The sequence below is a fragment of the Streptomyces mauvecolor genome, from assembly GCF_039532965.1.
GTDB classification, from domain to species: Bacteria; Actinomycetota; Actinomycetes; order Streptomycetales; family Streptomycetaceae; genus Streptomyces; species Streptomyces violascens.
On record NZ_BAAASQ010000008.1, the window covers coordinates 222,823 to 243,050 of the forward strand.

The window sequence follows — 20,228 nt, forward strand, 5'->3', positions numbered from 1 at the left end:
AGTTCGCGCCTTCAGGCCGCGTCGTGGAAGACGAGGCCGAGGGTGCGGCGGTGGCCGGTGCGTACGGTGCTGACGCCGTGCCGCACGGGCGCCGCCGACCAGCCGCGCCGGGAGGCCACCGGCCGGTCCCGGGTGGTGAACACCAGCCCGTGGCCCTGCGGAATGAGGGTCGAGGTGCCCCGCGACTGGGCCCGCGGCCGCTGTTCCACCAGGAGGAACTCGCCTCCCGTGTAGTCGGTGCCGGGCGCGTCCAGGCCGACGACGACCTGGAGCGGGAAGACCGCCTCGCCGAACACGTCGCGGTGCAGGGCGTTCCAGTCGCCGGGCCCGTACCGCAGCAGGATCTGCGCGCATGTGGCCTGCCCGGCCTCGCGGCACCGGGCCAGCCACTCCTCCAGGGTGTCCGGCCACGGTGCGGGCCGGCCCAGACGCTCCGCCCAGTCGCGGGCGATGGGCAGAAGGAGGGGGTAGAAGGCCGCGCGCAGTTCACGCACCGCATCCGGCAGCGGCTCGGCGAAGTAGCGGTACTGGCCTGATCCGAAGCGGTAGCGCGCCATGTCGACCGTCGCCCGGAACCGGTCGGCCCGGTCGTACGCGGCGGCCAGTGACCGGCACTGGGCCGCGGTGAGGAGCCGGTGGGTCGGCGCGCAGCCGTACGTGTCGAGCTCCTCGACGATCTTCGGCCAGTCGCCCGCGCTCACGCGGTCGGCCGTGCGGGTGCTGGACATGGGGACCCTCCGATGTGCGGGGCACAGGGTTCGTGCCCGGACGGTGCAACACATCGAGGGTCACGCCGTCCGCCCGCGCCGACCGGCGGAATCCGGACGTCGCGCTGAGCGCGGGCGCGGTGGCGTCAGCCGACGGGCTCCGGCACGGGGCGGGTGACGACGACCAGGAAGGCGTCGCTCTCCAGGTCCATCACGACCTCGGCCGCGAGCCCTTCGTTCCTGCGGTCGCGTGCGAACTCCTCGGCCGGCCAGTGGCCGTACGGCCCGCCAGCGGGAAAACGTTCCAGTACCGTACGACGCATTTCGTCGCCCCTTGTCATCTCTTCCGGCACCCGCACAACGACGTCTCCGCCGTCGGCGTTACGGCCCCCCGTGGCCGGTGCTCGTACATCAAGACGCCGCCGAGGGCCCGGAGGTCGCGTCCCGCAGGCAACGGCCCGGCCACAGTTGGGTACGCGATCAAGGACGGCCACAGCCGGGGCGCGGGTTTCCGTGGCAGGGTGTTGCGGGCAGTCCACTGGGGGCTACCGAAGAGGGGGAACCGTGATCGTCTGGGTCAACGGTGCGTTCGGCGCGGGCAAGACCAGCACCGCGCGCGAGCTGATCGACCTGATCCCGAACAGCACGTTCTACGACCCCGAGGTGATCGGCGGGGCACTGCGGCATCTGCTGCCGCAGAAGATGCTTGACCAGGTGACCGACTACCAGGACCTGCCGATCTGGCGGCGTCTGGTGGTGGACGGCGCGGCCGCGCTGCACGCCGAGGTCGGCGGTGTGCTCGTGGTGCCGATGACCCTGCTGAGGCAGGAGTACCGGGACGAGATCTTCGGCGGGCTCGCGGCCCGCCGCATCCCCGTACGCCATGTGGTCCTCACTCAGGAGGAAACGATCCTGCGGGCGCGTATCGCGGCCCGGGTGGAGTTCCCCGACGACCCCGAGGCCGACGAGCAGCGCGTCCGCAAATGGGCGTACGAGCACATCGAGCCGTTCCGGCGCGCGCTCGGCTGGATAGCCGCCGACGCGTACACCGTCGACAACAGCGCGCTCACCCCGCGCGAGAGCGCCGAGCGAATATCCGACGCGGTCCGCTCCGGAGCGGCCCGCGCATGCGAGATCGTGCAGACCCCCGAGCCCACCGCCGAGACGCTCGCCGCCGGGGTGCTGCTCTTCGACGACCAGGACCGGGTGCTCCTGGTCGACCCCACCTACAAGCCCGGCTGGGAGTTCCCCGGCGGTGTCGTCGAGCGCGGTGAGGCCCCGGCCAGAGCCGGCGTCCGCGAGGTCGAGGAGGAGCTCGGCGTCCGGCTCGACCGCGTACCGAGGCTGTTGGTGGTCGACTGGGAACCGCCCAGGCCCCCCGGGTTCGGCGGCCTGCGGATGCTCTTCGACGGCGGCCGGCTCGACAGTGCGCGGGCCGGGCAGGTGCTGCTGCCCGGCGCCGAACTGCGCGGCTGGCGCTTCGTCAGCGAGCAGGAGGCCGCGCAGCTGCTGCCGCCCGCCCGCTTCGAGCGGCTGCGCTGGGCGCTGCGGGCGAGGGAGCGGTCAACCGTGCTCAACCTGGAGGCCGGAGTTCCGGTCGGCTGAGGCCTTCATGACCGCCGCCGCGTTCTCGGTCAGCGGGTCGCCGTGCCCGAAACAGACGGTGTCCGCGGCGAGTTCGGCAAGACGGCGGAACGAGGCGAGCGCCCGCTCCCGGTCGGTGTTGAAGACGCCCACCATCACCTGACCCACCCCGGCCACACTGTCGCCCGTGAACAGCACGCCGTGGTATGGCAGATGGACCGACATCGAGCCGTCGGTGTGGCCGGGGGAGTGGACGACGACCGCGCCGTCGCCGAAGCCCAGCGCGTCCCCGTCGCCCACCTCGCGGTCCACCCGGGTCGGCGGTGCCTGCGGAACCGTCAGCGCGTGCTCGTACAGCGGACGTTCCCAGTCCAGGAGCACCGGCTCCGGAGTGGGCAGCTCGCCCCGGACCACCGGGGCGTCGAGGCGGTGCGCGATCACTTCGGCGCCGTACCGCTCGGCGAGCTCCCCGGCCGCGCCGAAGTGGTCGCGGTGGCAGTGCGTGATCACGATGCGGCGGATGTCGGCCGGGTCGAGCCCGAGTCCGCGGATCGCCTCCTCGACGGGCACCGCCGCGTTCACGTCACCCGCGTCGATGAGCGTGAGCCCGTCGTCGTCGCGCCACAGATACGCCTGGCCGATGGGAAAGCGGAACATGTGCAGCCGGGGGTGGACTTCTACAAGATCCATGCGGCGAACGTACGGCGGTGCCGCCGCTCGCCGCATGGATTTACGCTCCGGGCGATGTCCGCCGAGCGCTGAACCTCACGGGAGAAGGCTCAACTCCGCTTGGACTGCGCGTAGTTGACCAGGAAGTGCGCCTCCGCGACCGACAGCCGCTCCAGCTCCTTCGGCGACACGCTCTCGTTCACCGCGTGGATCTGCGCCTCCGGCTCGCTGAGGCCGATCAGCAGGATCTCGGCCTGCGGGTACAGCGCCGCCAGGGTGTTGCACAGCGGGATCGAGCCGCCCATGCCCGAGGACTGCATCTCCTCGCCCGGGTAGGCCACCGCCATCGCCTCGGCCATCGAGGTGTAGGCCGGGCTGTTGATGTCCGCGCGGAACGGCTGGCCCTGGCCGACCTGCTCCAGGCTGACCCGGGCGTTCCACGGGACGTGCTTCTCGATGTGCGCGTAGAGGAGCTTGGTCGCCTCGGCCGCGTCCTGGCCGGGCGGCACCCGCAGGCTGATCTGCGCGCGGGCACTCGCCGGGATGGACGGCGTCGCGCCGGCCACCGGGTGGCAGTCGATGCCGATGACCGTGACGGCCGGGCGGGCCCAGATGCGGTCGGCGACGGTGCCGGTGCCGGGCAGCGACACCCCGTCGAGGACCTTGGCGTCCTGGCGGAACTCCGCCTCCGGGTACTGCAGCCCGTCCCACGCGGAGTCCGCGGCCAGGCCCTCGATCACCGTCTGGCCGTTCTCGTCCCGCAGGGAGTCCAGTACGCGGATGAGCGCGGCCAGCGCGTCCGGTGCGGCGCCGCCGAACTGGCCCGAGTGCAGATTGCCCTCAAGTGTGTCGATCTGGACGCGGATCATCGTCATGCCGCGCAGCGTCGCCGTCACCGTGGGCAGGCCGACGCGGAAGTTGCCGGTGTCGCCGATGACGATCGCGTCGGCGGTGAGCAGCTCGGGGTGCGCCTCGGCGTACTGCTCGAGACCGCCGGTGCCCTGCTCCTCCGAGCCCTCCACGATCACCTTGACGGAGACCGGGACACCGCCGTTCGCCTTCAGGGCGCGCAGCGCGAGCAGGTGCATGATGAACCCGCCCTTGCAGTCCGCGGCGCCGCGCCCATACCAGCGGCCGTCGCGCTCGGTCAGCTCGAACGGCGGCGTCACCCACGCGGACTCGTCCAGCTTGGGCTGCACGTCGTAGTGCGCGTAGAGCAGCACCGTCGGCGCGCCCACCGGGCCCGGCAGCAGCCCGTACACCGACTGCGAACCGTCCGGGGTGTCGAGCAGGGCGACGTCCTGGAAGCCCTCGGTGCGCAGCGCGTCGGCCACCCAGTTCGCCGCGGCCTCGCACTCGCTCCTCGGCGCCACCGCCTCGTCCGCCACCGATTGGAACGCGACCAGCTCCGTGAGCTCCGTCTTGGCGCGGGGCATCAGCGACGCGACGGTCTCGGCGATCGGATGGGCGGTCATGGGCACGCTCCTCGTGGGTGCGACGTTGTATGTACAGATACGCAGGTGCACGTGTGTGTACGGCGAAGGTATGGCCGATCCTCCCACAACGGGCCAGGACAGGAGGGCGGGGCTACTGCCCCGTAGGATGCGGTCGTCAACAGGGGCCACTGATCGGACGGGGAGCAAAGGCACATCGTGAGCAGCGAGAACGCAGACGCCGGGACGGACGGACCGCTGGAAGAGCACCAGGGCGAGCCCGCCGCCGAAGCGGTGACCGGACCGGGGGCCGGGCCCGTCTGGGATGTCGTCGTGGTCGGCGCGGGCCCCGCCGGAGCCTCGGCCGCGTACGCGGCGGCGTCCGCGGGGCGCAAGGTGCTGCTCCTGGAGAAGGCCGAACTGCCCCGCTACAAGACGTGCGGGGGCGGCATCATCGGGCCCTCGCGCGACGCCCTGCCGCCCGGCTTCGAGCTGCCGCTGCAGGACCGGGTGCACGCGGTCACGTTCTCCCTCAACGGGAGGCTGACGCGCACCCGCCGCTCCAAGAAGATGCTGTTCGGCCTGATCAACCGGCCGGAGTTCGACGCGGGCCTGGTCGCGATCGCCGAGAAGGAGGGCGCCGTGATCCGTACCGGCGTCACCGTCTCCAAGGTCGAGCAGCACGGCTCCGCCGTGCCCGACCGGCGCACCGTCGCCGTGGTCCTCTCCGACGGGGAGACCGTGCTGGCCCGGGCGGTCGTCGGCGCCGACGGCAGCGCCAGCCGCATAGGGGCACACGTCGGTGTGAAGACCGAGCAGGTCGACCTCGGCCTCGAAGCCGAGATCCCGGTGCCGCCGAGCGTCGCCGAGGACTGGGCGGGGCGGGTGCTCATCGACTGGGGGCCGATGCCCGGCAGTTACGGCTGGGTCTTCCCCAAGGGCGACACCCTGACGGTCGGCGTGATCTCGACGCGCGGCGAAGGCGCCGCCACCAAGCGCTACCTGGAGGACTTCATCGCCCGGCTCGGCCTCGCGGGCTTCGAACCGGCCGTCTCCTCCGGCCACTTGACGCGCTGCCGCAGCGACGACTCGCCGCTCTCCCGAGGCCGCGTCCTGGTCTGCGGCGACGCGGCGGGCCTCCTCGAGCCGTGGACGCGGGAGGGCATCTCCTTCGCGCTGCGCTCGGGCCGCCTCGCCGGAGAGTGGGCGGTGCGCATCGCCGAGTCGCAGGACGCGGTCGACGCCCGCCGTCAGGCGCTGAACTACGCGTTCGCCATCAAGGCCGGGCTCGGTGTCGAGATGGGTGTGGGCCGCCGGATGCTCGCCCTGTTCGAGAAGCGCCCGCTGCTGCTGCACGCCGCGATCACCGGATTCCGGCCCGCGTGGAAGGCCTTCGCCGACATCACCCGCGGCGCCACCACCCTGGCCGGTCTGGTGCGTACGCATCCGATGGCCCGGCGGGCCCTGGACGCCGTCGACCGCTGACCGGCCCGGGCCGGGGCCGTGCGCCCCGGCCCGGTCGGCCTCAGCCGATGCCCGCGAGCGCGCTCGCCGCGGCCGCCGGGTTGGTATCGGCCTTCAGATAGCCGTGGTCGAGCAGCCACTTGACGTTGAGGGACTGGCCCTGGCCGGGGTCGAGCAACGCCGGGTCCAGCTTGATCTGCCGCCCGCCGCCGGGCTGGTCGAACCAGGGCGCGATCCGGCCCTGCCACACGGTGAACGACTTCACGACCTCGTACGCGTGATAGGCGCACGGGTAGGCGGCCTCACGGGTGATCAGGCTCTGCGGGGGCAGCGCCCGCTCGCTGTAGCGGGCGCCCGCCGGGGCGAGGAACGAGCCGTACTCGGAGCCGAACCGGTCCAGGTCCTCGCCGACGCGCAGCGCGACGGCGTGCTTGTCCGGGGTGCCGTCGGCGCGGTTCGCGAACCCGTCATTGGGCGGGTACTTCCAGGACCCGGCGGTGGTGTCCCAGAACGTGGCGAGGAAGGTCGGCGGAGTGAGGTGCCCGGTGCGGTGGTAGCCGAGGACCAGCGGCCCCACCGGCCCGTTCCAGGGCCGGGGCAGGTACTGCGGGCCGAGCCGCTCGTCGCCCTGGTACGTGCCGGAGCACGCGGCCGGACGCTGGGCGGACAGGGCGGCCGGCGCCGCACCGCCGTCCGTGGCCGCCTGCGCGGTGCCGGTGCCTATCAGCGCGGTGGCGGCGAGGGCCGCGAACGCCGTCCCGACGAGAACGCGCAGTCTGCGCAGGGGTTTCACCGAGATCCTCCTCAGAGATGATGAGTCATCACATCTACTGGGAAGAAAGTGACTTGTGGGTCCTCGGTCGCAAGTTCGGCCGAATAACGGCCGGTCGGGGGCCGGATCGGGACCGTTGCGCACGGCCCCGGCACCACCATCCGGCGGAGCACCCCAACGACACGGCTCCGGGCTCTTGACGCCCGGCCGCAGAAGGCGCTTTCATCCAGCCAGTGGCCCGGACCGCGGCTTGGTCCGGCACCGCGAGAGGTGCGCCCAGCCGACAAGGTCCCCCGACCGGGGGCCCGGGACCGGCCCGAGTCGCCAGGATCCGACCCCGGGTCCGAGGCGGGGACGTACCCGCGAGGGATGGAGCGGATCATGCCCGCCGGCCCGGATCACTCCACCGCCCCTTCGTCCCACAGAGCGCCGGACCGCCGCGCACTGCTGCGGGCCGGAGCGGGCTGCGCCGTGGCTGCCGTCGCCGCACCGGCCCTCGCGGCCTGCGGCTCCGCCGAGGGCGTCGCGCCCGACGGCACCGTGACGGTCGAGCTCTGGCACGGCCAGGTCGACACGTCGAAGAAGGCGATCGAGGCCCTGGTGGCCGAGTTCAACCGCACCCATCCCAAGATCCATGTCGATACGGGCGGCGGGGCGACCTCGGACGTGATGCTCCAGAAGGTGACCGCCGCCCTTGCCTCGGGCTCGTACCCGGACATCGCCTACGTCTTCGGCTCGGACATCGCGAGCATCGCCCGCAGCCCCCGCGTCGTCGACCTCACCACGGCCATGCGCAGCGGGCCCGTGCCCTGGACCGACTACTGGCCCTCGCTGCGGGACGCGGTGACCGTCAACGGCAAGGTCCGCGCCGCGCCCTCCCTCGTCGACTCCATGGCGGTCGTCTGCAACAAGACCCTGTTCCGGCGGGCGGGGCTTCCGCTGCCCCAACCCGGCTGGAAATGGGACGAGTTCATCGACACCGCCCACAAACTCACCGACGCCTCCAAGGGCGTCTTCGGCACCGGCTGGCCCGGTGTCGGCGACGAGGACACCACCTGGCGGCTCTGGCCGATGGTGTGGGACCTCGGCGGGGAGATCATCGGGCCGGGCGGCAAGACCATCGGCTTCGCCGACCAGGGCCGCCGCGCCCTGGAGACCATCGCCTCACTCGTGTCGGGCAAGAGCGTCTACATAGACCCCAAGCCGGGCAGCGCCCAGATGTACCAGGTCTTCCTGTCGGGGCGCATGGGCATGGTGATGGGCGGCCCCTGGACGCTGGCGGACATCATCACCGCCAAGGTCGACTACACGGTGGTGCCGCTGCCCTCCTTCAGCGGGAAGCCCGTCACCATCTCGGGCCCCGACACCTGGACCGTCTTCGACAACGGCTCCGCACGCTCGAAGGCCGCCGTCGAATTCGTCCGATGGCTCATCGCGCCCGAGCAGGACGTCAAGTGGGACATGGGAGCGGGAAGCCTGCCGCTCACCGCGGAGAGCGCACGCCTGCCCGCGTGGGCCGACCACTCCGCGAAGACCGTGGGGATCCCGGTGTTCACCAAGGCCCTGGAGTCGGCGCGGGTACGGCCCGTGCACCCGGCGTATCCGCAGATCTCGCAGGCGTTCGGCGAGGCCGTCGTCGCGATCCTGCTGGGGCGTTCCTCCCCGGACAAGGCCATGCGCCAGTGCGTCGAGAAGGCCGACGCCGCCCTGCTGATCCCGCGCTGAAGCCGACTCCGTGACCAGAAGGGTCTCCGAGATGAGAAGTACTGGGCCGACTCCCCGCCCGCTCACGCTCGACCCGACCCCGGCCGCCCGCACCGCCAGGCGCCGCCGGGCGCGCGGCGAGACCGCCACCGCCTGGGCGTTCATCAGCCCGGCCGTCCTGGTGATCCTCGGGCTCGGCGTCGTACCGCTGCTGTGGTCGCTGCTGCTCTCCTTCCGCGCGGACGACCTGGTCACGCCGGGCCGCTGGGTCGGGCTCGACAACTACCACGCCCTCAGCAAGGACCCGGCGTTCCGCACCGCCGTGAAGAACACCCTGATCTACGCGGGCGTCTACGTACCGCTCAGCCTGGCCGGCGGGCTCGCGCTCGCCCTCGCGCTGAACCGGCGCATCCGGCTCGTCGGGCTGTACCGCACGCTGGTGTTCGTCCCGTTCGTGGTCTCGGCCACCGCCCAGGGCGTGCTGTTCTCGTTCATCTTCGACCCCGAGTTCGGCGTGGCCAACGCCCTTCTGCACCACATCGGCGTCTCCTCGCAGGGCTTCCTCTCCGACCCCGGACAGGCTCTCTACGTCCTGCTGCTCATCTCGCTGTGGAGCGGCATCGGCTTCTGCGTCATCGTCTACCTCGCCGCCCTCCAGGACGTGCCCGCCGAACTCGTCGAATCGGCGCGCCTCGACGGGGCGAACCGGGCGCAGGTGCTGCGCCATGTCACCCTGCCCTCGCTCACCCCGGTCACGGTGTTCCTGGTCCTGTGGCAGTTCATCATCGCCCTCCAGGTCTTCGACCTCGTGTACGTCACCACCAAGGGCGGCCCCCTCGGCGCCACCACCGTCATCGTCTACTTCGTCTGGGAGCAGGCCTTCCAGAACTTCACCGCCGGATACGGCGCCGCCGCGGCCTACGTCCTGGCGGTCGGCCTGGTGGCGGCGGCCGTCGTGCTGCGCCTGTACCGGCGCCACCGGGAACGTACGGGATCAACTCCGGTACCAGGAGCGGGCGTTGTCCGACCGGAAGGAGCGGGCCGATGACCGCGCCCACGATGACCCAGGGGGCGGCCGCCTCCGTCAGCGCGTCCGCCGACCGCACCGCACGGCGCCGCCGCCTGCCGTTCAGCCCCTGGCATCTGCTCCTCGCGCCGCTCTCGATCGGCTTCGCGCTGCCGCTGGTGTGGCTGATCCTCAGCTCCGTGATGAGCGACGCCGAGATCAACCGGTTCCCGCCGGCGCTGTGGCCGCACGGTATCCACCTCGGCGGGTACCGCTACGTCCTCGGCAACGCGATGTTCCCGCGCTGGTTCCTCAACTCGTGCATCGTCGCGCTGGTGGCCGTCACCTCGAACCTCGTGCTCGGGGCGCTCGGCGGCTACGCCTTCGCGCGGATGCGGTTCGCCGGGTCGCGCCTTCTGCTCGGGCTGATGCTCGCGACGATGGCCGTGCCGTTCCAGCTGACCATGATCCCGACGTTCCTGGTGATGAAGTGGCTCGGGCTCATCGACACGCTCGGCGCGCTGATCGTGCCGTCCCTGGTCACACCGTTCGCGGTGTTCCTCTTCCGGCAGTTCTTCCTGTCCCTGCCGAGGGAACTGGAGGAGGCGGCCTGGATCGACGGGTGTTCGCGACTGCGGGTGCTCGTCTCGATCGTGGCGCCGCTGGCCCGCCCGGCGCTGGCCACGGTCGCCGTGCTCACCTTCCTCGCCACCTGGAACGACCTCTCCTGGCCGCTCATCGCCATCAACCACGACGCGCACTACACCCTGCAACTGGGCCTCACCACCTTCCAGGGCCAGCACCACACCAAGTGGTCCGCGGTCATGGCGGGCAACGTCATCACGGTCCTTCCGGTCCTCCTCGCGTTCCTTTTCGCACAGAAGACCTTCATCCAGTCGCTGACGTCGAGCGGGCTGAAGGGGTGAGGCAGCACGGCACGGCCGGGACCGGAAGGAGCACGGCATGACCGAGACCAAGATCGCCTTCATCGGCGCGGGCAGCGTGGAGTTCACCCAGGGGCTGCTGGCCGACCTGTTCGCCTTCCCCGAGTTCGCCCGCGCCCGCATCGTGCTCCACGACATCGACCCCGAACGCCTCGCCACCAGCGAGGCGGCGGCCCACCACATCGCGGCCGAGCGCGGCGCGGCGCCGCTGGTCAGCGCCCACCTGGAGCGGCGGGCGGCGCTCGACGGCGCCGACTTCGTCATCAACACCGTCCAGATCGGCATGAACCGGGCCACCCGTACCGACTTCGAGATCCCGGCGCGCTACGGGCTGCGCCAGACCATCGGCGACACCCTCGGCATCGGCGGCATCTTCCGCGCCCTGCGCACGTTCCCGCTGCTGCGCTCGCTCGCCGCCGACATGGCCGAACTCTGCCCGGGCGCCCACCTGTTGAACTACACCAACCCGATGGCGATGAACCTGCTCTATCTGCACCGGGTGGCCCCCGCGCTGCGGGCCGTGGGCCTGTGCCATTCGGTGTACTGGACGATGCGCGACCTGTCCGAACTGATCGGCACGCCCTTCGAGGAGGTCACCTACCTCGCCGCCGGGGTCAACCACCAGTCCTGGGTGCTGCGTTTCGAACGCGCAGGCCAGGATCTGTATCCGCTGCTCGACGAGGCCATCGCCAAGGACCCCGAACTGCTTCGCCGGGTACGCGTCGACATGTACCGCAGACTCGGCCACTACCCGACCGAGACCAGCGAGCACTCCTCGGAGTACGTGCCCTGGTATCTGCACCACGACGCGGAGATCGACCGGCTGCGCCTGCCGGTCGGCGTCTACCTCGACATCGTCGAGGAGAACCTCGCCACTTACGCCCGCACCCGCGACGCACTGGCCTCGGGGCGGCCCCTGCCGGTGGAGGGGACCATGGAGTACGCACCGCAGATCATCCACAGCATCGTCACCGGCACCCCGCGCACCGTCTACGGCAACGTTCCCAACCACGGCCTGATCGACAACCTGCCCGCCGACTCGGTCGTCGAAGTCCCCTGCCTGGTCGACGCGCTGGGGGTGCAGCCCACCAGGATCGGCGCCCTGCCGCCGCAGTGCGCGGCGCTCAACCGCGGCTACGTCTCGGTGACCGACCTGGTGGTGCGGGCCGCCCTGCTCGGCGAGCCGCGCCACATCCGGCACGCCGCGATGAGCGATCCGGCGACCGCGGCGACGCTGCCCGTCGAGCGGATCTGGGACCTGTGCGACGACCTCGTACGGGCCCATGAGCCTTTGCTGCAACCGGAGTTGAGGGCTTCGCTGGGGCATTGAGCCCCGAAGGTGCGGGGGGCCTGAGTGGCCGGGGGAAGGCGCGCCGGGCGACGGTACGAGGGACTGCGTGGACGGTCGGGTCACTGGGTCATCGTGATGCGGAAGACGGGGTGGTCGGGGGCTATCCGGCGGAGTTCCTCGTCGCTGGATTCGGGGCCGACGCCGTTGAAGAAGACGCCCACCTCGGCCTTCCAGCGCTTGAGGTAGGCGCGCAGGAGGGCGGGCTTGTCGTCGTCGGAGACCTCGACCGCGGTGAACGCCTCGGCCTTCTTGCCGAGGTGCAGCTCGCCGCCGCCGGCCGCCCGCATGTTGTGCGTCCACTGGACGTGCCCGCGCGGGGCCACCAGGTAGTGCCCGCCCTCGAAGGTCATCAGGTTGACCGGGGTGCGCCGCCACTCACCGCTCTTGCGGCCGCGGACAGCGAGAACCCGGGAGCCCCAGATGCTGAGCCCGCGCCGGGTCAGCCAGGCGACGGACCGGTTGACGACGTTGACCGTGAACCAGCCGGGCTTCTTGACGTGTGCGGATGCGGATGCGGACATGGTGTGTCTCCCCTGGGGGTGAGTGGGCGGGTGAGTGGGCGAGTGGGCGAGTGGGCGAGCCGTCTGCGAGAGCGGTGCTCTCGTTCGTGAGCAGTGTGCACCGAAGCGGCGCTCCGAAGCAAGAACAGTGCTCTCATAAATGTGCGGCGATCCGATTTCGGTGCGGCAGTCGCGTTCTTGGCCACTGCTCTCGGGACTGGCAGACTGGGGCCATGAGCACCGTCCAGGGAGCCCGTGCACGGGCACGTATCGAAGTCACCGCGGCCATCAAGGACGAGGCCAGAAAGCAGCTGGCCACGGAAGGCGCGACCAAGCTCTCGCTCCGTGCCGTCGCCCGCGAGCTCGGCATGGTCTCCTCGGCCCTCTACCGCTACTTCCCCAGCCGCGACGACCTGCTGACCGCCCTCATCATCGACGCCTACGACGCCGTGGGCGAAGCCGCCGAGCAGGCCCTCGCCAAGCAGCGCAAGGCCGCGTCGCCCGCCGCCCGCTGGACCGCCGTCTGCCGCGCGGTGCGCGCCTGGGCGCTGGCCCACCCCCACGAGTTCACCCTGATCTACGGGTCGTCCGTCCCCGGCTACACAGCCCCCCAGGAGACCGTCGGCCCCGCTGCCCGGGTCGGGCTCGTCCTCGTCTCCATCGCCCGCGACGCCCACCACGGCAAGGGCATCGCCCCGCCGCCGCTCGCCGTGCCCCTGCGTGCCGAGGCCGAGCGGATGGCCGCCGAGCTCGCCCCCGACCTGCCTCCGGCGGTGGCCGTCGCCCTGGTCGCGGCCTGGGCGCAGCTCTTCGGCCTCATCCTGTTCGAGGTGTTCGGCCAGTTCCGGCGGGTCGTCGAGGACCGCGATCCGTTCTTCACGCACGCCGCCGAGCAGCTGGCCCGCTCGGTGGGCCTGGTGCTGCCCGCCTGACCCGGCACTCCCCAGCCGGGCCCGGTACTCCCTGCGGAGTACGTGTGATCACCTCGCACGGCTGACGCCCCGGCCACCGCCCCCGGTCTAGCGTGGCCGGTATGGAAGAGCAGCAGTCACCGCGCGCCACCGGCCGCGGCGGTCCGCCCCGGCACCAGGAGGGGCCGCCGCCCTTCGTGCGGCGCTGGGTGCAGGGGCCGGACGACGAGGACCGGCCCGGTCCCCGGCTGCCGTGGCTGTCGACGGCCGCGCTCACCGTGTTCGTCCTGGTCGGCTCCCACTTCGCCGAGCACTCCCAGGCCGGCCGGGCCCCGCTCGACGCCTTCGCCCATGTGCTCCTCGTCGCCAGTTGCGCGGTGCTCCTGATCCGCCTGCGCCACCCGGTCGTCGCCGTCTTCGCCGCCTCGGCAGCCGCCATGGTCTACCTCGGCGCCGGATATCCCTACGGCCCGGTCTTCCTGCCCGTCATGGTCGGCTGCTTCACCGCGGTCATCGCCGGACACCGCCGCCAGGCCTGGGGCGCGATCGCCATGCTCTGGCTCGGGCACCTCCTGGTGGCCCACTGGCTCTACCGCTGGCTGCCCCCGTCGGGCGACTCAGCCGCGCCCTGGGGCCAGGAAGTGGGCATCGCCGCCTGGGCGGTGGCGATCGTCGCGGTCGCCGAACTCGTGCGCGTCCGAAGGGAACAGTGGGCCAGGGAGCGAGCGGGGCGGGCCGCCGCGGCGAAGCGGCGGGCCGACGAGGAGCGGATGCGGATCGCCCGCGAACTGCACGACGTGCTCGCCCACAGCATCTCCGTCATCAACGTCCAGGCCGGCGTCGGCCTGGCGCTGCTCGACTCCGACCCCGAGCAGGCCCGCACGGCGCTGACCACCATCAAGTCCGCGAGCAAAGAGGCGCTCGGCGAGGTGCGCCAGGTCCTGGAGACGCTGCGCGCGCCGGGCGAGGCGCCACGTTCCCCGGCCCCCGGCCTGGAGAGGCTCCCCGAACTCGTCGAGCAGGCCGCGAGCGCCGGACTCGCCGTCGAGACCACGACCACCGGCAGGCCCGAGGCCCTTCCGCCCGGCGCCGACCTGGCCGCCTTCCGCATCGTGCAGGAGGCCCTCACCAACGTCGTACGCCACTCCGCGGCGCGCACCGCACGAGTCGCGGTCGGCTATGAACCCGGCGCCCTGCTCCTCCGCGTCGACGACGACGGACCCCCGTCCGGCGGTGACGCGGGCGGTAGCGGAAACGGCCTGATCGGCATGCGGGAGCGGGCGGCCGCGCTCGGTGGCACGATCGACGCGGGACCGGTCGCGGGCGGCGGCTTCCGCGTGACCGCCCGGCTTCCGCTGGCCGCCCACCCGAAGGAGACCCCTTGATCCGCGTACTGCTAGCCGACGACCAGCTCCTGGTGCGCGCCGGGTTCCGGGCGCTGCTCGACGCCCAGGACGACATCGAGGTGGTGGGGGAGGCCGCCGACGGCGAGGAGGCGTTGGGCCTGGTGCGCCAACTGCGGCCGGACATCGTCCTGATGGACATCCGGATGCCCCGGCTCGACGGCCTCGCCACCACCCGCCGGATCACGTCCGACCCGGACCTGGCCGCCGTGAAGGTCGTCATGCTCACCACCTTCGAGCTCGACGAGTACGTCTTCGAGGCGATCCGCGCCGGTGCCTCCGGCTTCCTCGTGAAGGACACCGAGCCGGAGGAACTGCTGCGCGCGGTCAGGGCCGTGGTCGACGGCGACGCGCTGCTCTCGCCCGGGGTGACCCGGCGGCTGATCGCCGAGTTCGCCGCGCGCTCCAAGGAGCCGGCCGCCGCCGACACCCTGGCCGAACTCACCGAGCGCGAGCGGGAGGTGATGGCCCTGGTCGGCATCGGGCTCTCCAACGACGAGATCGCCCGCCGCCTCGTCGTCAGCCCGCTGACCGCGAAGACCCACGTCAGCCGAGCGATGGTGAAGCTCGGCGCCCGCGACCGGGCCCAACTGGTCGTTCTGGCCTACGAGTCGGGTCTGGTGCGCCCCGGCTGGCTGGGCTGACGCGCGCCGCGGCCGGCCCCGTACGGAAAGCGCCACAGGACGTGCACGGTCCGCCAGACGAAGACGACGAGAGCGCAGGCGCCGCCGATGAGCAGCAGTACGCGCCGCAGGGGGTGCGGCAGTTCGAGGGCGTAGCCGGAGCCACCGATCGCGCCGAACACCAGGCCGGCCGCGAACAGGGCACTGACCAGCGCGTATCCGATCTCGATCGTGATGGCGTCCCGCTCGGCCCCACTCCGTGTCCCCATGCGCGAAGTTTCACAGCAGGGACGGCCGGTGAGCAACCATCGCCCGCCGGCCGTCCCTCCCCCCGGTGCTTGCTTGGCCGAGATTACATGTGCATGCATTGAATGCGAGCGCATTTAATGTCCATGCAACACAATCGCGCGGCTCTGCTACCGTGCCGACATGGCAGCTGAGAAGACCGAGCGCCTGCTCGTGGCGGAATGGCGGGAGCTCCTCGCGCTCCATGCGCGCACCACGTGCGAACTCGACCGCGAGCTCCATGCGTACGGGCTCGGCGCGAGCGACTTCGAGGTCCTGGACATCTTGGCCGAGGGGCGCAAGGGCGAGCCGCACTGCGCGTTCCGCGTGCAGGAGCTGGCCTCGTGCATCCATCTGAGCCAGAGCGCGCTGTCCCGCCTGATCGGCCGCCTGGAGAAGGACGGCCTGGTCACGCGGGGGATGTGCAGCGAGGACCGGCGCGGGGTGAGCGTGGAGATCACCGATTCCGGCCGGTCCCGCCACGCCGAGGTGCTGCCGCTCCAGCGCGAGGTGCTCGCCCGGATGCTCGGGAGCCGGGCCGAGCGGTAGGCGGTGGAGCACCGTTGCGGTCAACTGCCGTGCCGGAGTGACGGGTTGATGCTTTGGCTTGGATCAGGGCCGGGACGCCGTGGTGTGCCGTGCGGTGTAGCCGATGAGCGCGGCGCCCGCGGACAGGGCCGCGACCGTGGTCAGGGCGACCGGCAGTGACGACCACTCGGCGAGCAGCCCGATCGCGGGCGGCCCGAGCAGCATGCCGCCGTAGCCGAGCGTGGAGGCCGCGGCCACCCCGCCGGGCCCGGCGAGCGCGCCCGCCCTCGCGACGGCGACCGGGAAGATGTTGGCGAGGCCGACACCCATCACGGCGAAGCCGGCAAGGGCGAGCCACACCGTCGGGGCGAGCGCGCCGAGCAGCATCCCGGCACTGGCCGTGAGCCCACCCGCCACCAGGGTGCGAGTCTGGCCGAGCCGTTCGAGCAGCGCTGTGCCGGAGAGCCGGCCGGCCGTCATGGCCAGGGCGAACAGCGAGTAGCCCACGGCCGCGACGCCGGGTGCGGCGGACAGGTCCTGCTCCAGGTGCAGAGCGCCCCAGTCCGCCATCGCGCCCTCGCCGTACGCCGTGCACAGCGCGATCACGCCGAAGAGCAGCACCAGACGCCGGGACCGTCCGTCGGGACGGCGCTCCTGGGTGTGGGGTGTGCTCGCGTGCACCGGCGCCGGATGGCGCAGCAGCACCCGCCCGGCCAGTGCGGTCACCGCGAGGCCGACTCCGGTCAGGGCCAGCAGGTGCGCGCTGGGGGAGAGGGTGGATGCGACCAGCGCGCCGACGCCCGCGCCGACCATTCCGCCGAGGCTGAACGCCGCGTGGAAGCTCGGCATCACCGGGCGGCGCAGCGCCGCGACCAGGTCCACGGCCGCGCTGTTCATCGCCACGTTGATGCCGCCGTACGCGGCGCCGAACACCAGCAGCACCAGGCCGAGCGCGAGCGCGGAGTGGGTCCCTGGCGGCAGTGCGATGGCCAGCGCCATCAGCGCGCCGCAGACGACGGTCACCGGATGGCTGCCGAACCGGCGGCACAGCCGGCCGGTCAGCACCATCGTCACCACCGCCCCGGCGGACACACCGAGCAGGGCGAGCCCCAGCTCGCCCGCGGAGGCTCCGGTCTGCTGCTTGATCGCGGGGATGCGGACCACCCAGCCGGCGAAGAGGAAGCCGTCGAGGGCGAAGAACACGGTCAGGGCGGTGCGGAGGCGGGACAGGGAGGGTGCGGCGGTGTTGTCGCCAGGTCCCCCCGGAGCGGCCGTCCGGACTTTGTTTAGTAGCGGCACAAAGTCAGGATAGGGGTGGTGGGGTGGGTGCATCAACCGGGTCGGGGCGGCGGTCCCCTCCCGGGGCGGGGGCTTCGGCCGCGGGCCGTGCGTGGCTGTCGCGCAGTTTCCCGCGCCACCGGCGGCGCCGGATACAGGCGCCTTCAGCCTGTCCGGAGTTCGAGGCCGAGCGCCCTTCAGGCGCGCTACGGGGTCTGGGGCGGAGCCCCAGGAACGGACCTTCCCCTTCCCCCTCGCCCCCGGCGGGTTTCGGGAAGGGGCGGAGTGGGGCATCCCCGGGGTCCGGGGGCGGAGCCCCCGGGAGTGGCCGCCACGCCGGACCTGTCGCCGGCCAACTGCCGGAAGAACCGGTTCCGTCGGGATCATGGGAGACTCGCCCCCATGAACGGCAAGGCGACGACCACCCGGACCAGGCTGGAGAGGGGCCGCAGCGCACTCGGCCCCGCACTCGAACTGGTGCATACCGGCCGCGCCCCGACCCGCGCCGTGCTCACCGCCGAGCTGGGCGTCACCCGCGCCACCGCCGGCGCGGTCGCCGCCGAGCTCGAAGCGCTCGGCCTGATCCAGGTCGACTCCCGGCCCGCCGCGGCCGGCTCCCAGGGCCGCCCCTCGCACCGGCTCGCCGTCAACGACACCGGGCCCGTCGCGCTCGCCGCGCAGGTGCACGCCGACGGCTACCGGGCCGCGCTCGTGGGCCTCGGCGGCGAGATCGTCGCCACCGACCCCGGCTGTGTGATCGTCTCGGCCGATCCCGCCCAGGTCCTTGGCGAGGTCGTCGACGCGGGCGCGGCCCTCCTCAAGGGCACCGGCCGCCGCTGCGTGGGCGCGGGCCTCGCCGTCCCCTCCGCCGTCGCCGAACCCGAGGGCACCGCGCTCAACCCGCTCCACCTGGCCTGGCCCGCCGGCTCCCCGGTGCGCGAGATCTTCGCCGAACGCGTCCGGGCGGCCGGCATCACGGGCCCCGCCTTCACCGGCAACGACGTCAACCTCGCCGCCCTCGCCGAGCACCGGCACGGCGCGGGCCGCGGCGCTCAGCACCTGCTCTGCGTCGCCACCGGCCACCGAGGCGTCGGCGGCGCGCTCGTCCTCGACGGCCGTCTGCACAGCGGGAGTTCGGGCCTGGCCCTGGAGGTCGGCCACCTCACCGTCAACCCGGACGGCCGCCCCTGCTACTGCGGCAGCCGCGGCTGCCTCGACGTCGAGGCCGACCCGCTCGCCTTCCTCACGGCTGCGGGCCGCACGCCCGGACCCGAGGTGTCGCTCCTCGAACAGTCACGGGCCCTGCTGCGTCACGAGTACGCGGACGTCACGATCCGGCACGCCGCCGAGGAGCTCATCGACCGGCTCGGCCTCGGCCTCGCCGGACTCGTCAACATCCTCAACCCCGACCGGATCATCCTCGGCGGCCTGCACAAGGCGCTCCTGGAGGCGGACCCGGACCGGCTGCGGGCCGTCGTGGCCGACCGCAGCCTGTGGGGCCAGAGCGGCGGCGTACCCATCCTTGCCTGCTCCCTCGACCACAACAGCCTGGTCGGAGCGGCCGAGCTGGCCTGGCAGCCGGTGCTCGACGACCCGCTCGGCGCGCTCACTCACCAGGCGTAGACCCGCGCCGGATTGGCGACCAGGATCTGCTCCAACACCCCTTCGCCCAGGGCGAGTTCGAGCCTCGGTCGTACCCGGCGCAGCAGATACGGCATGCCGGGGGTGTCCGGGGTCACGGTGTCCCCGCCCAGCAGGAGCCGGTCGGCGAAGCCCGCGTCCGCGAGCGCCCGCAGTGCGTCCGGCATCCGCCAGTCGGTGGCGTGGTTGGCCCGCGACGGCCCGTCGAAGGCGAGGTTGGCTCCCGCTTCGGCGGCCAGGCGGTGCACGGCGAAGTCGGGTGAGCGGTTGAGGTGCCCGAGGATCACCGACCCGGGCGGCACCTCCAACTCCCCGCACAGCAGGTCGAGTACATCGAGCACACCCGTGCCCAGCTCCAGGTGGACGGCGATCGGCGCGCCCGTGCGGCGGTGCGCCTCGGCGGCGGCCCGCATCGTGAGCGTGGCGTGCTCGTCGAGCCCGTGGAAGCCGCCCGCCACCTTGATCAGACCCGCCCGGACCCCTGTGTCGCCGATGCCCTCGATCAGCTCGACCACGAAGAGCTCGGCCAGCCGGTCGCGTACCGAATCGAGCAACTCGCCCGGATAATGGGCGGCTTGGTGCAGTCCGGTGGCGGCGATGATGTGCACCCCCGACTCCCGCGACAGCGCGGGAAGTTCGGCGATCCGCCGCCCCATGCCGTACGGCGTCCACTGCACCACCGTGCCGCCGCCGAGCGCACCGAAGGCGGTGAGCCGGGCGACCGCGTGCCCGATATCGTCCAGTTCCTGACCCGGCAACAGCGGGCTGCGGATGAACAGATGGTCGTGCGCGTCGACGACGCCGAGCCGGTCGGCCGGAACCTCGCCGAGCACCGTGTGCGCCGCGCTCACCACTGCCGCCCCGACCGCAGCCCCGCGCGCCCGGGCTGCGACAGGTGCAGCACCTGGAACCGGTCGCCTTGCGCCGGAGGATCGGACTGCTCCCAGAGAGTGAACCGCACCAGCTCCCAGCGGCTCGGATCGATGGCCACGGCGCAGGCCACCACCCCGGGGTCCAGCGCCCGAGCCGCCTCGTCCGCCACGAAGCGCGCCGGCTCGACGCCCTCCGGCACGGGCAGGCGAAGCCGGGTCGCCGTGGTCGGCACGGCCCCGGACGCGGGCCCCTCCGCGTAAGCCAGGCCCGTCCAGTGCCTCACCTGCGGACGCCCGAAGTCGTCGACGATCCCCTGGAAACCGGGGCCCCACAGGAAGGAGTTCATGCCCTCGGGAGTGGCCCAAAGGTAGAACGGAGCATAGGAGTTGACCGGCGATCCGGTTCGGCGCTCGCGCATCAGATACGCCTTGAGGCCGAGCCCGGGAAAGTCGTCCAGGAGGTGGCCCCGGGTGGCGACCCGCTTGCGGATGATCTCCATGTCGTAGTCGGCGGGCAGCGTGATCTCGTACTGCATGGCGTGCATCGCGTACT

Annotated in this window: 21 protein-coding genes; 11 read left to right on the plus strand and 10 right to left on the minus strand. The window is 72.3% G+C overall.

Annotation, left to right across the window (positions count from 1 at the left end; all coding sequences use genetic code 11):
- Positions 1-11 precede the first annotated feature (11 nt).
- Complete coding sequence (locus ABD346_RS08910) at positions 12-728, minus strand: 2OG-Fe(II) oxygenase (RefSeq protein ID WP_344373605.1); 717 nt, start codon at positions 726-728, stop codon at positions 12-14.
- 125 nt (positions 729-853) lie between these two features.
- The gene (locus ABD346_RS08915) at positions 854-1,030 is read right to left on the minus strand and encodes a hypothetical protein (protein ID WP_189960472.1); all 177 of its coding nucleotides are present in this window, start codon (positions 1,028-1,030) and stop codon (positions 854-856) included.
- Between the two features lie 241 nt (positions 1,031-1,271).
- Between ABD346_RS08915 and ABD346_RS08920 the strand changes: the two genes are divergently transcribed.
- A complete protein-coding gene (locus ABD346_RS08920) occupies positions 1,272-2,312 on the plus strand; it encodes an NUDIX hydrolase (protein ID WP_344373606.1) in 1,041 nt (346 codons plus the stop codon).
- Here the strand turns inward: ABD346_RS08920 and ABD346_RS08925 are convergent.
- Together ABD346_RS08925 and ABD346_RS08930 are read right to left on the minus strand one after the other, a co-directional pair.
- On the minus strand, positions 2,271-2,981 hold the full coding sequence (locus ABD346_RS08925) for an MBL fold metallo-hydrolase (protein WP_344373607.1): 711 nt from the start codon (positions 2,979-2,981) through the stop codon (positions 2,271-2,273). The two genes, ABD346_RS08920 and ABD346_RS08925, sit on opposite strands and share 42 nt — an antisense overlap.
- Positions 2,982-3,070: 89 nt before the next feature.
- Positions 3,071-4,435, minus strand: a complete 1,365-nt coding sequence (locus ABD346_RS08930) for a dipeptidase (RefSeq protein ID WP_344373609.1) — start codon at positions 4,433-4,435, stop codon at positions 3,071-3,073.
- Positions 4,436-4,612: 177 nt separating this feature from the next.
- Here ABD346_RS08930 and ABD346_RS08935 point away from each other — a divergent pair, with 177 nt between their 5' ends.
- Positions 4,613-5,878 (plus strand): geranylgeranyl reductase family protein, encoded by a 1,266-nt coding sequence (locus ABD346_RS08935; protein ID WP_381228415.1) that lies wholly within the window; start codon positions 4,613-4,615, stop codon positions 5,876-5,878.
- 40 nt (positions 5,879-5,918) lie between these two features.
- Here the strand turns inward: ABD346_RS08935 and ABD346_RS08940 are convergent, their stop codons facing one another.
- On the minus strand, positions 5,919-6,641 hold the full coding sequence (locus ABD346_RS08940; RefSeq protein WP_344374439.1) for a TNT domain-containing protein: 723 nt from the start codon (positions 6,639-6,641) through the stop codon (positions 5,919-5,921).
- A gap of 369 nt (positions 6,642-7,010) precedes the next feature.
- Here ABD346_RS08940 and ABD346_RS08945 point away from each other — a divergent pair, with 369 nt between their 5' ends.
- The 4 genes from ABD346_RS08945 to melA are packed head-to-tail and all read left to right on the plus strand — an operon-like array spanning position 7,011 to position 11,613.
- Complete coding sequence (locus ABD346_RS08945; RefSeq protein ID WP_344373610.1) at positions 7,011-8,354, plus strand: ABC transporter substrate-binding protein; 1,344 nt, start codon at positions 7,011-7,013, stop codon at positions 8,352-8,354.
- Between the two features lie 31 nt (positions 8,355-8,385).
- Positions 8,386-9,381 (plus strand): carbohydrate ABC transporter permease, encoded by a 996-nt coding sequence (locus ABD346_RS08950; protein WP_344373611.1) that lies wholly within the window; start codon positions 8,386-8,388, stop codon positions 9,379-9,381.
- 11 nt (positions 9,382-9,392) lie between these two features.
- The gene (locus tag ABD346_RS08955; protein WP_344374440.1) at positions 9,393-10,265 is read left to right on the plus strand and encodes a carbohydrate ABC transporter permease; all 873 of its coding nucleotides are present in this window, start codon (positions 9,393-9,395) and stop codon (positions 10,263-10,265) included.
- A gap of 37 nt (positions 10,266-10,302) precedes the next feature.
- Positions 10,303-11,613, plus strand: coding sequence for an alpha-glucosidase/alpha-galactosidase (melA, locus tag ABD346_RS08960; protein ID WP_344373613.1), 1,311 nt, complete (start codon positions 10,303-10,305; stop codon positions 11,611-11,613).
- An 80-nt stretch (positions 11,614-11,693) separates the two neighbouring features.
- Here the strand turns inward: melA and ABD346_RS08965 are convergent, their stop codons facing one another.
- Entirely contained in the window at positions 11,694-12,155 is a 462-nt protein-coding gene (locus ABD346_RS08965) for a nitroreductase family deazaflavin-dependent oxidoreductase (RefSeq protein WP_344373614.1), read from the minus strand.
- A 212-nt stretch (positions 12,156-12,367) separates the two neighbouring features.
- On the opposite strand from ABD346_RS08965, the gene ABD346_RS08970 reads away from it, so the two are divergent.
- The 3 genes from ABD346_RS08970 (at position 12,368) to ABD346_RS08980 (ending at position 15,092) form a co-directional block, all read left to right on the plus strand.
- Positions 12,368-13,066 (plus strand): TetR/AcrR family transcriptional regulator, encoded by a 699-nt coding sequence (locus ABD346_RS08970; RefSeq protein WP_344373615.1) that lies wholly within the window; start codon positions 12,368-12,370, stop codon positions 13,064-13,066.
- Between the two features lie 101 nt (positions 13,067-13,167).
- Positions 13,168-14,430, plus strand: coding sequence for a sensor histidine kinase (locus ABD346_RS08975; protein WP_344373617.1), 1,263 nt, complete (start codon positions 13,168-13,170; stop codon positions 14,428-14,430).
- Complete coding sequence (locus ABD346_RS08980; protein ID WP_344373618.1) at positions 14,427-15,092, plus strand: response regulator; 666 nt, start codon at positions 14,427-14,429, stop codon at positions 15,090-15,092. The genes ABD346_RS08975 and ABD346_RS08980 overlap by 4 nt, the downstream gene beginning before the upstream one ends.
- Here the strand turns inward: ABD346_RS08980 and ABD346_RS08985 are convergent.
- Positions 15,053-15,340: a DUF6332 family protein gene (locus tag ABD346_RS08985; protein ID WP_344373619.1), complete on the minus strand. Its 288-nt coding sequence runs from the start codon at positions 15,338-15,340 to the stop codon at positions 15,053-15,055. The genes ABD346_RS08980 and ABD346_RS08985 overlap by 40 nt on opposite strands.
- A 160-nt stretch (positions 15,341-15,500) precedes the next feature.
- Between ABD346_RS08985 and ABD346_RS08990 the strand changes: the two genes are divergently transcribed.
- Positions 15,501-15,905 (plus strand): MarR family winged helix-turn-helix transcriptional regulator, encoded by a 405-nt coding sequence (locus tag ABD346_RS08990; protein ID WP_344373620.1) that lies wholly within the window; start codon positions 15,501-15,503, stop codon positions 15,903-15,905.
- Positions 15,906-15,968: 63 nt separating this feature from the next.
- On the opposite strand, the gene ABD346_RS08995 is transcribed toward ABD346_RS08990, so the two are convergent.
- On the minus strand, positions 15,969-17,183 hold the full coding sequence (locus ABD346_RS08995) for an MFS transporter (protein ID WP_344373621.1): 1,215 nt from the start codon (positions 17,181-17,183) through the stop codon (positions 15,969-15,971).
- Positions 17,184-17,564: 381 nt separating this feature from the next.
- Here ABD346_RS08995 and ABD346_RS09000 point away from each other — a divergent pair, with 381 nt between their 5' ends.
- Positions 17,565-18,785, plus strand: a complete 1,221-nt coding sequence (locus ABD346_RS09000) for an ROK family protein (protein ID WP_344373622.1) — start codon at positions 17,565-17,567, stop codon at positions 18,783-18,785.
- On the opposite strand, the gene ABD346_RS09005 is transcribed toward ABD346_RS09000, so the two are convergent.
- Positions 18,773-19,657, minus strand: a complete 885-nt coding sequence (locus ABD346_RS09005) for a phosphotriesterase family protein (RefSeq protein WP_344373623.1) — start codon at positions 19,655-19,657, stop codon at positions 18,773-18,775. The two genes, ABD346_RS09000 and ABD346_RS09005, sit on opposite strands and share 13 nt — an antisense overlap.
- On the minus strand, positions 19,651-20,220 hold the full coding sequence (locus tag ABD346_RS09010; protein WP_344373624.1) for a DUF4865 family protein: 570 nt from the start codon (positions 20,218-20,220) through the stop codon (positions 19,651-19,653). The genes ABD346_RS09005 and ABD346_RS09010 overlap by 7 nt, the downstream gene beginning before the upstream one ends.
- Positions 20,221-20,228 lie beyond the last annotated feature (8 nt).

Excerpts from the sequence above, each read along its gene's own strand:
- ABD346_RS08985 (WP_344373619.1), bottom strand. The coding sequence starts at position 15,340 with ATGGGGACACGGAGTGGGGCCGAGCGGGACGCCATCACGATCGAGATC.
- ABD346_RS09010 (WP_344373624.1), bottom strand. The coding sequence starts at position 20,220 with ATGCACGCCATGCAGTACGAGATCACGCTGCCCGCCGACTACGACATG.
- ABD346_RS08955 (WP_344374440.1), top strand. The coding sequence starts at position 9,393 with ATGACCCAGGGGGCGGCCGCCTCCGTCAGCGCGTCCGCCGACCGCACC.
- ABD346_RS08925 (WP_344373607.1), bottom strand. The coding sequence starts at position 2,981 with ATGGATCTTGTAGAAGTCCACCCCCGGCTGCACATGTTCCGCTTTCCC.
- ABD346_RS08990 (WP_344373620.1), top strand. The coding sequence starts at position 15,501 with ATGGCAGCTGAGAAGACCGAGCGCCTGCTCGTGGCGGAATGGCGGGAG.
- ABD346_RS08975 (WP_344373617.1), top strand. The coding sequence starts at position 13,168 with ATGGAAGAGCAGCAGTCACCGCGCGCCACCGGCCGCGGCGGTCCGCCC.
- ABD346_RS08970 (WP_344373615.1), top strand. The coding sequence starts at position 12,368 with ATGAGCACCGTCCAGGGAGCCCGTGCACGGGCACGTATCGAAGTCACC.
- ABD346_RS08965 (WP_344373614.1), bottom strand. The coding sequence starts at position 12,155 with ATGTCCGCATCCGCATCCGCACACGTCAAGAAGCCCGGCTGGTTCACG.
- ABD346_RS08915 (WP_189960472.1), bottom strand. The coding sequence starts at position 1,030 with ATGCGTCGTACGGTACTGGAACGTTTTCCCGCTGGCGGGCCGTACGGC.
- ABD346_RS08950 (WP_344373611.1), top strand. The coding sequence starts at position 8,386 with ATGAGAAGTACTGGGCCGACTCCCCGCCCGCTCACGCTCGACCCGACC.
- ABD346_RS08910 (WP_344373605.1), bottom strand. The coding sequence starts at position 728 with ATGTCCAGCACCCGCACGGCCGACCGCGTGAGCGCGGGCGACTGGCCG.
- melA (WP_344373613.1), top strand. The coding sequence starts at position 10,303 with ATGACCGAGACCAAGATCGCCTTCATCGGCGCGGGCAGCGTGGAGTTC.
- ABD346_RS08945 (WP_344373610.1), top strand. The coding sequence starts at position 7,011 with ATGCCCGCCGGCCCGGATCACTCCACCGCCCCTTCGTCCCACAGAGCG.
- ABD346_RS08930 (WP_344373609.1), bottom strand. The coding sequence starts at position 4,435 with ATGACCGCCCATCCGATCGCCGAGACCGTCGCGTCGCTGATGCCCCGC.
- ABD346_RS09000 (WP_344373622.1), top strand. The coding sequence starts at position 17,565 with ATGAACGGCAAGGCGACGACCACCCGGACCAGGCTGGAGAGGGGCCGC.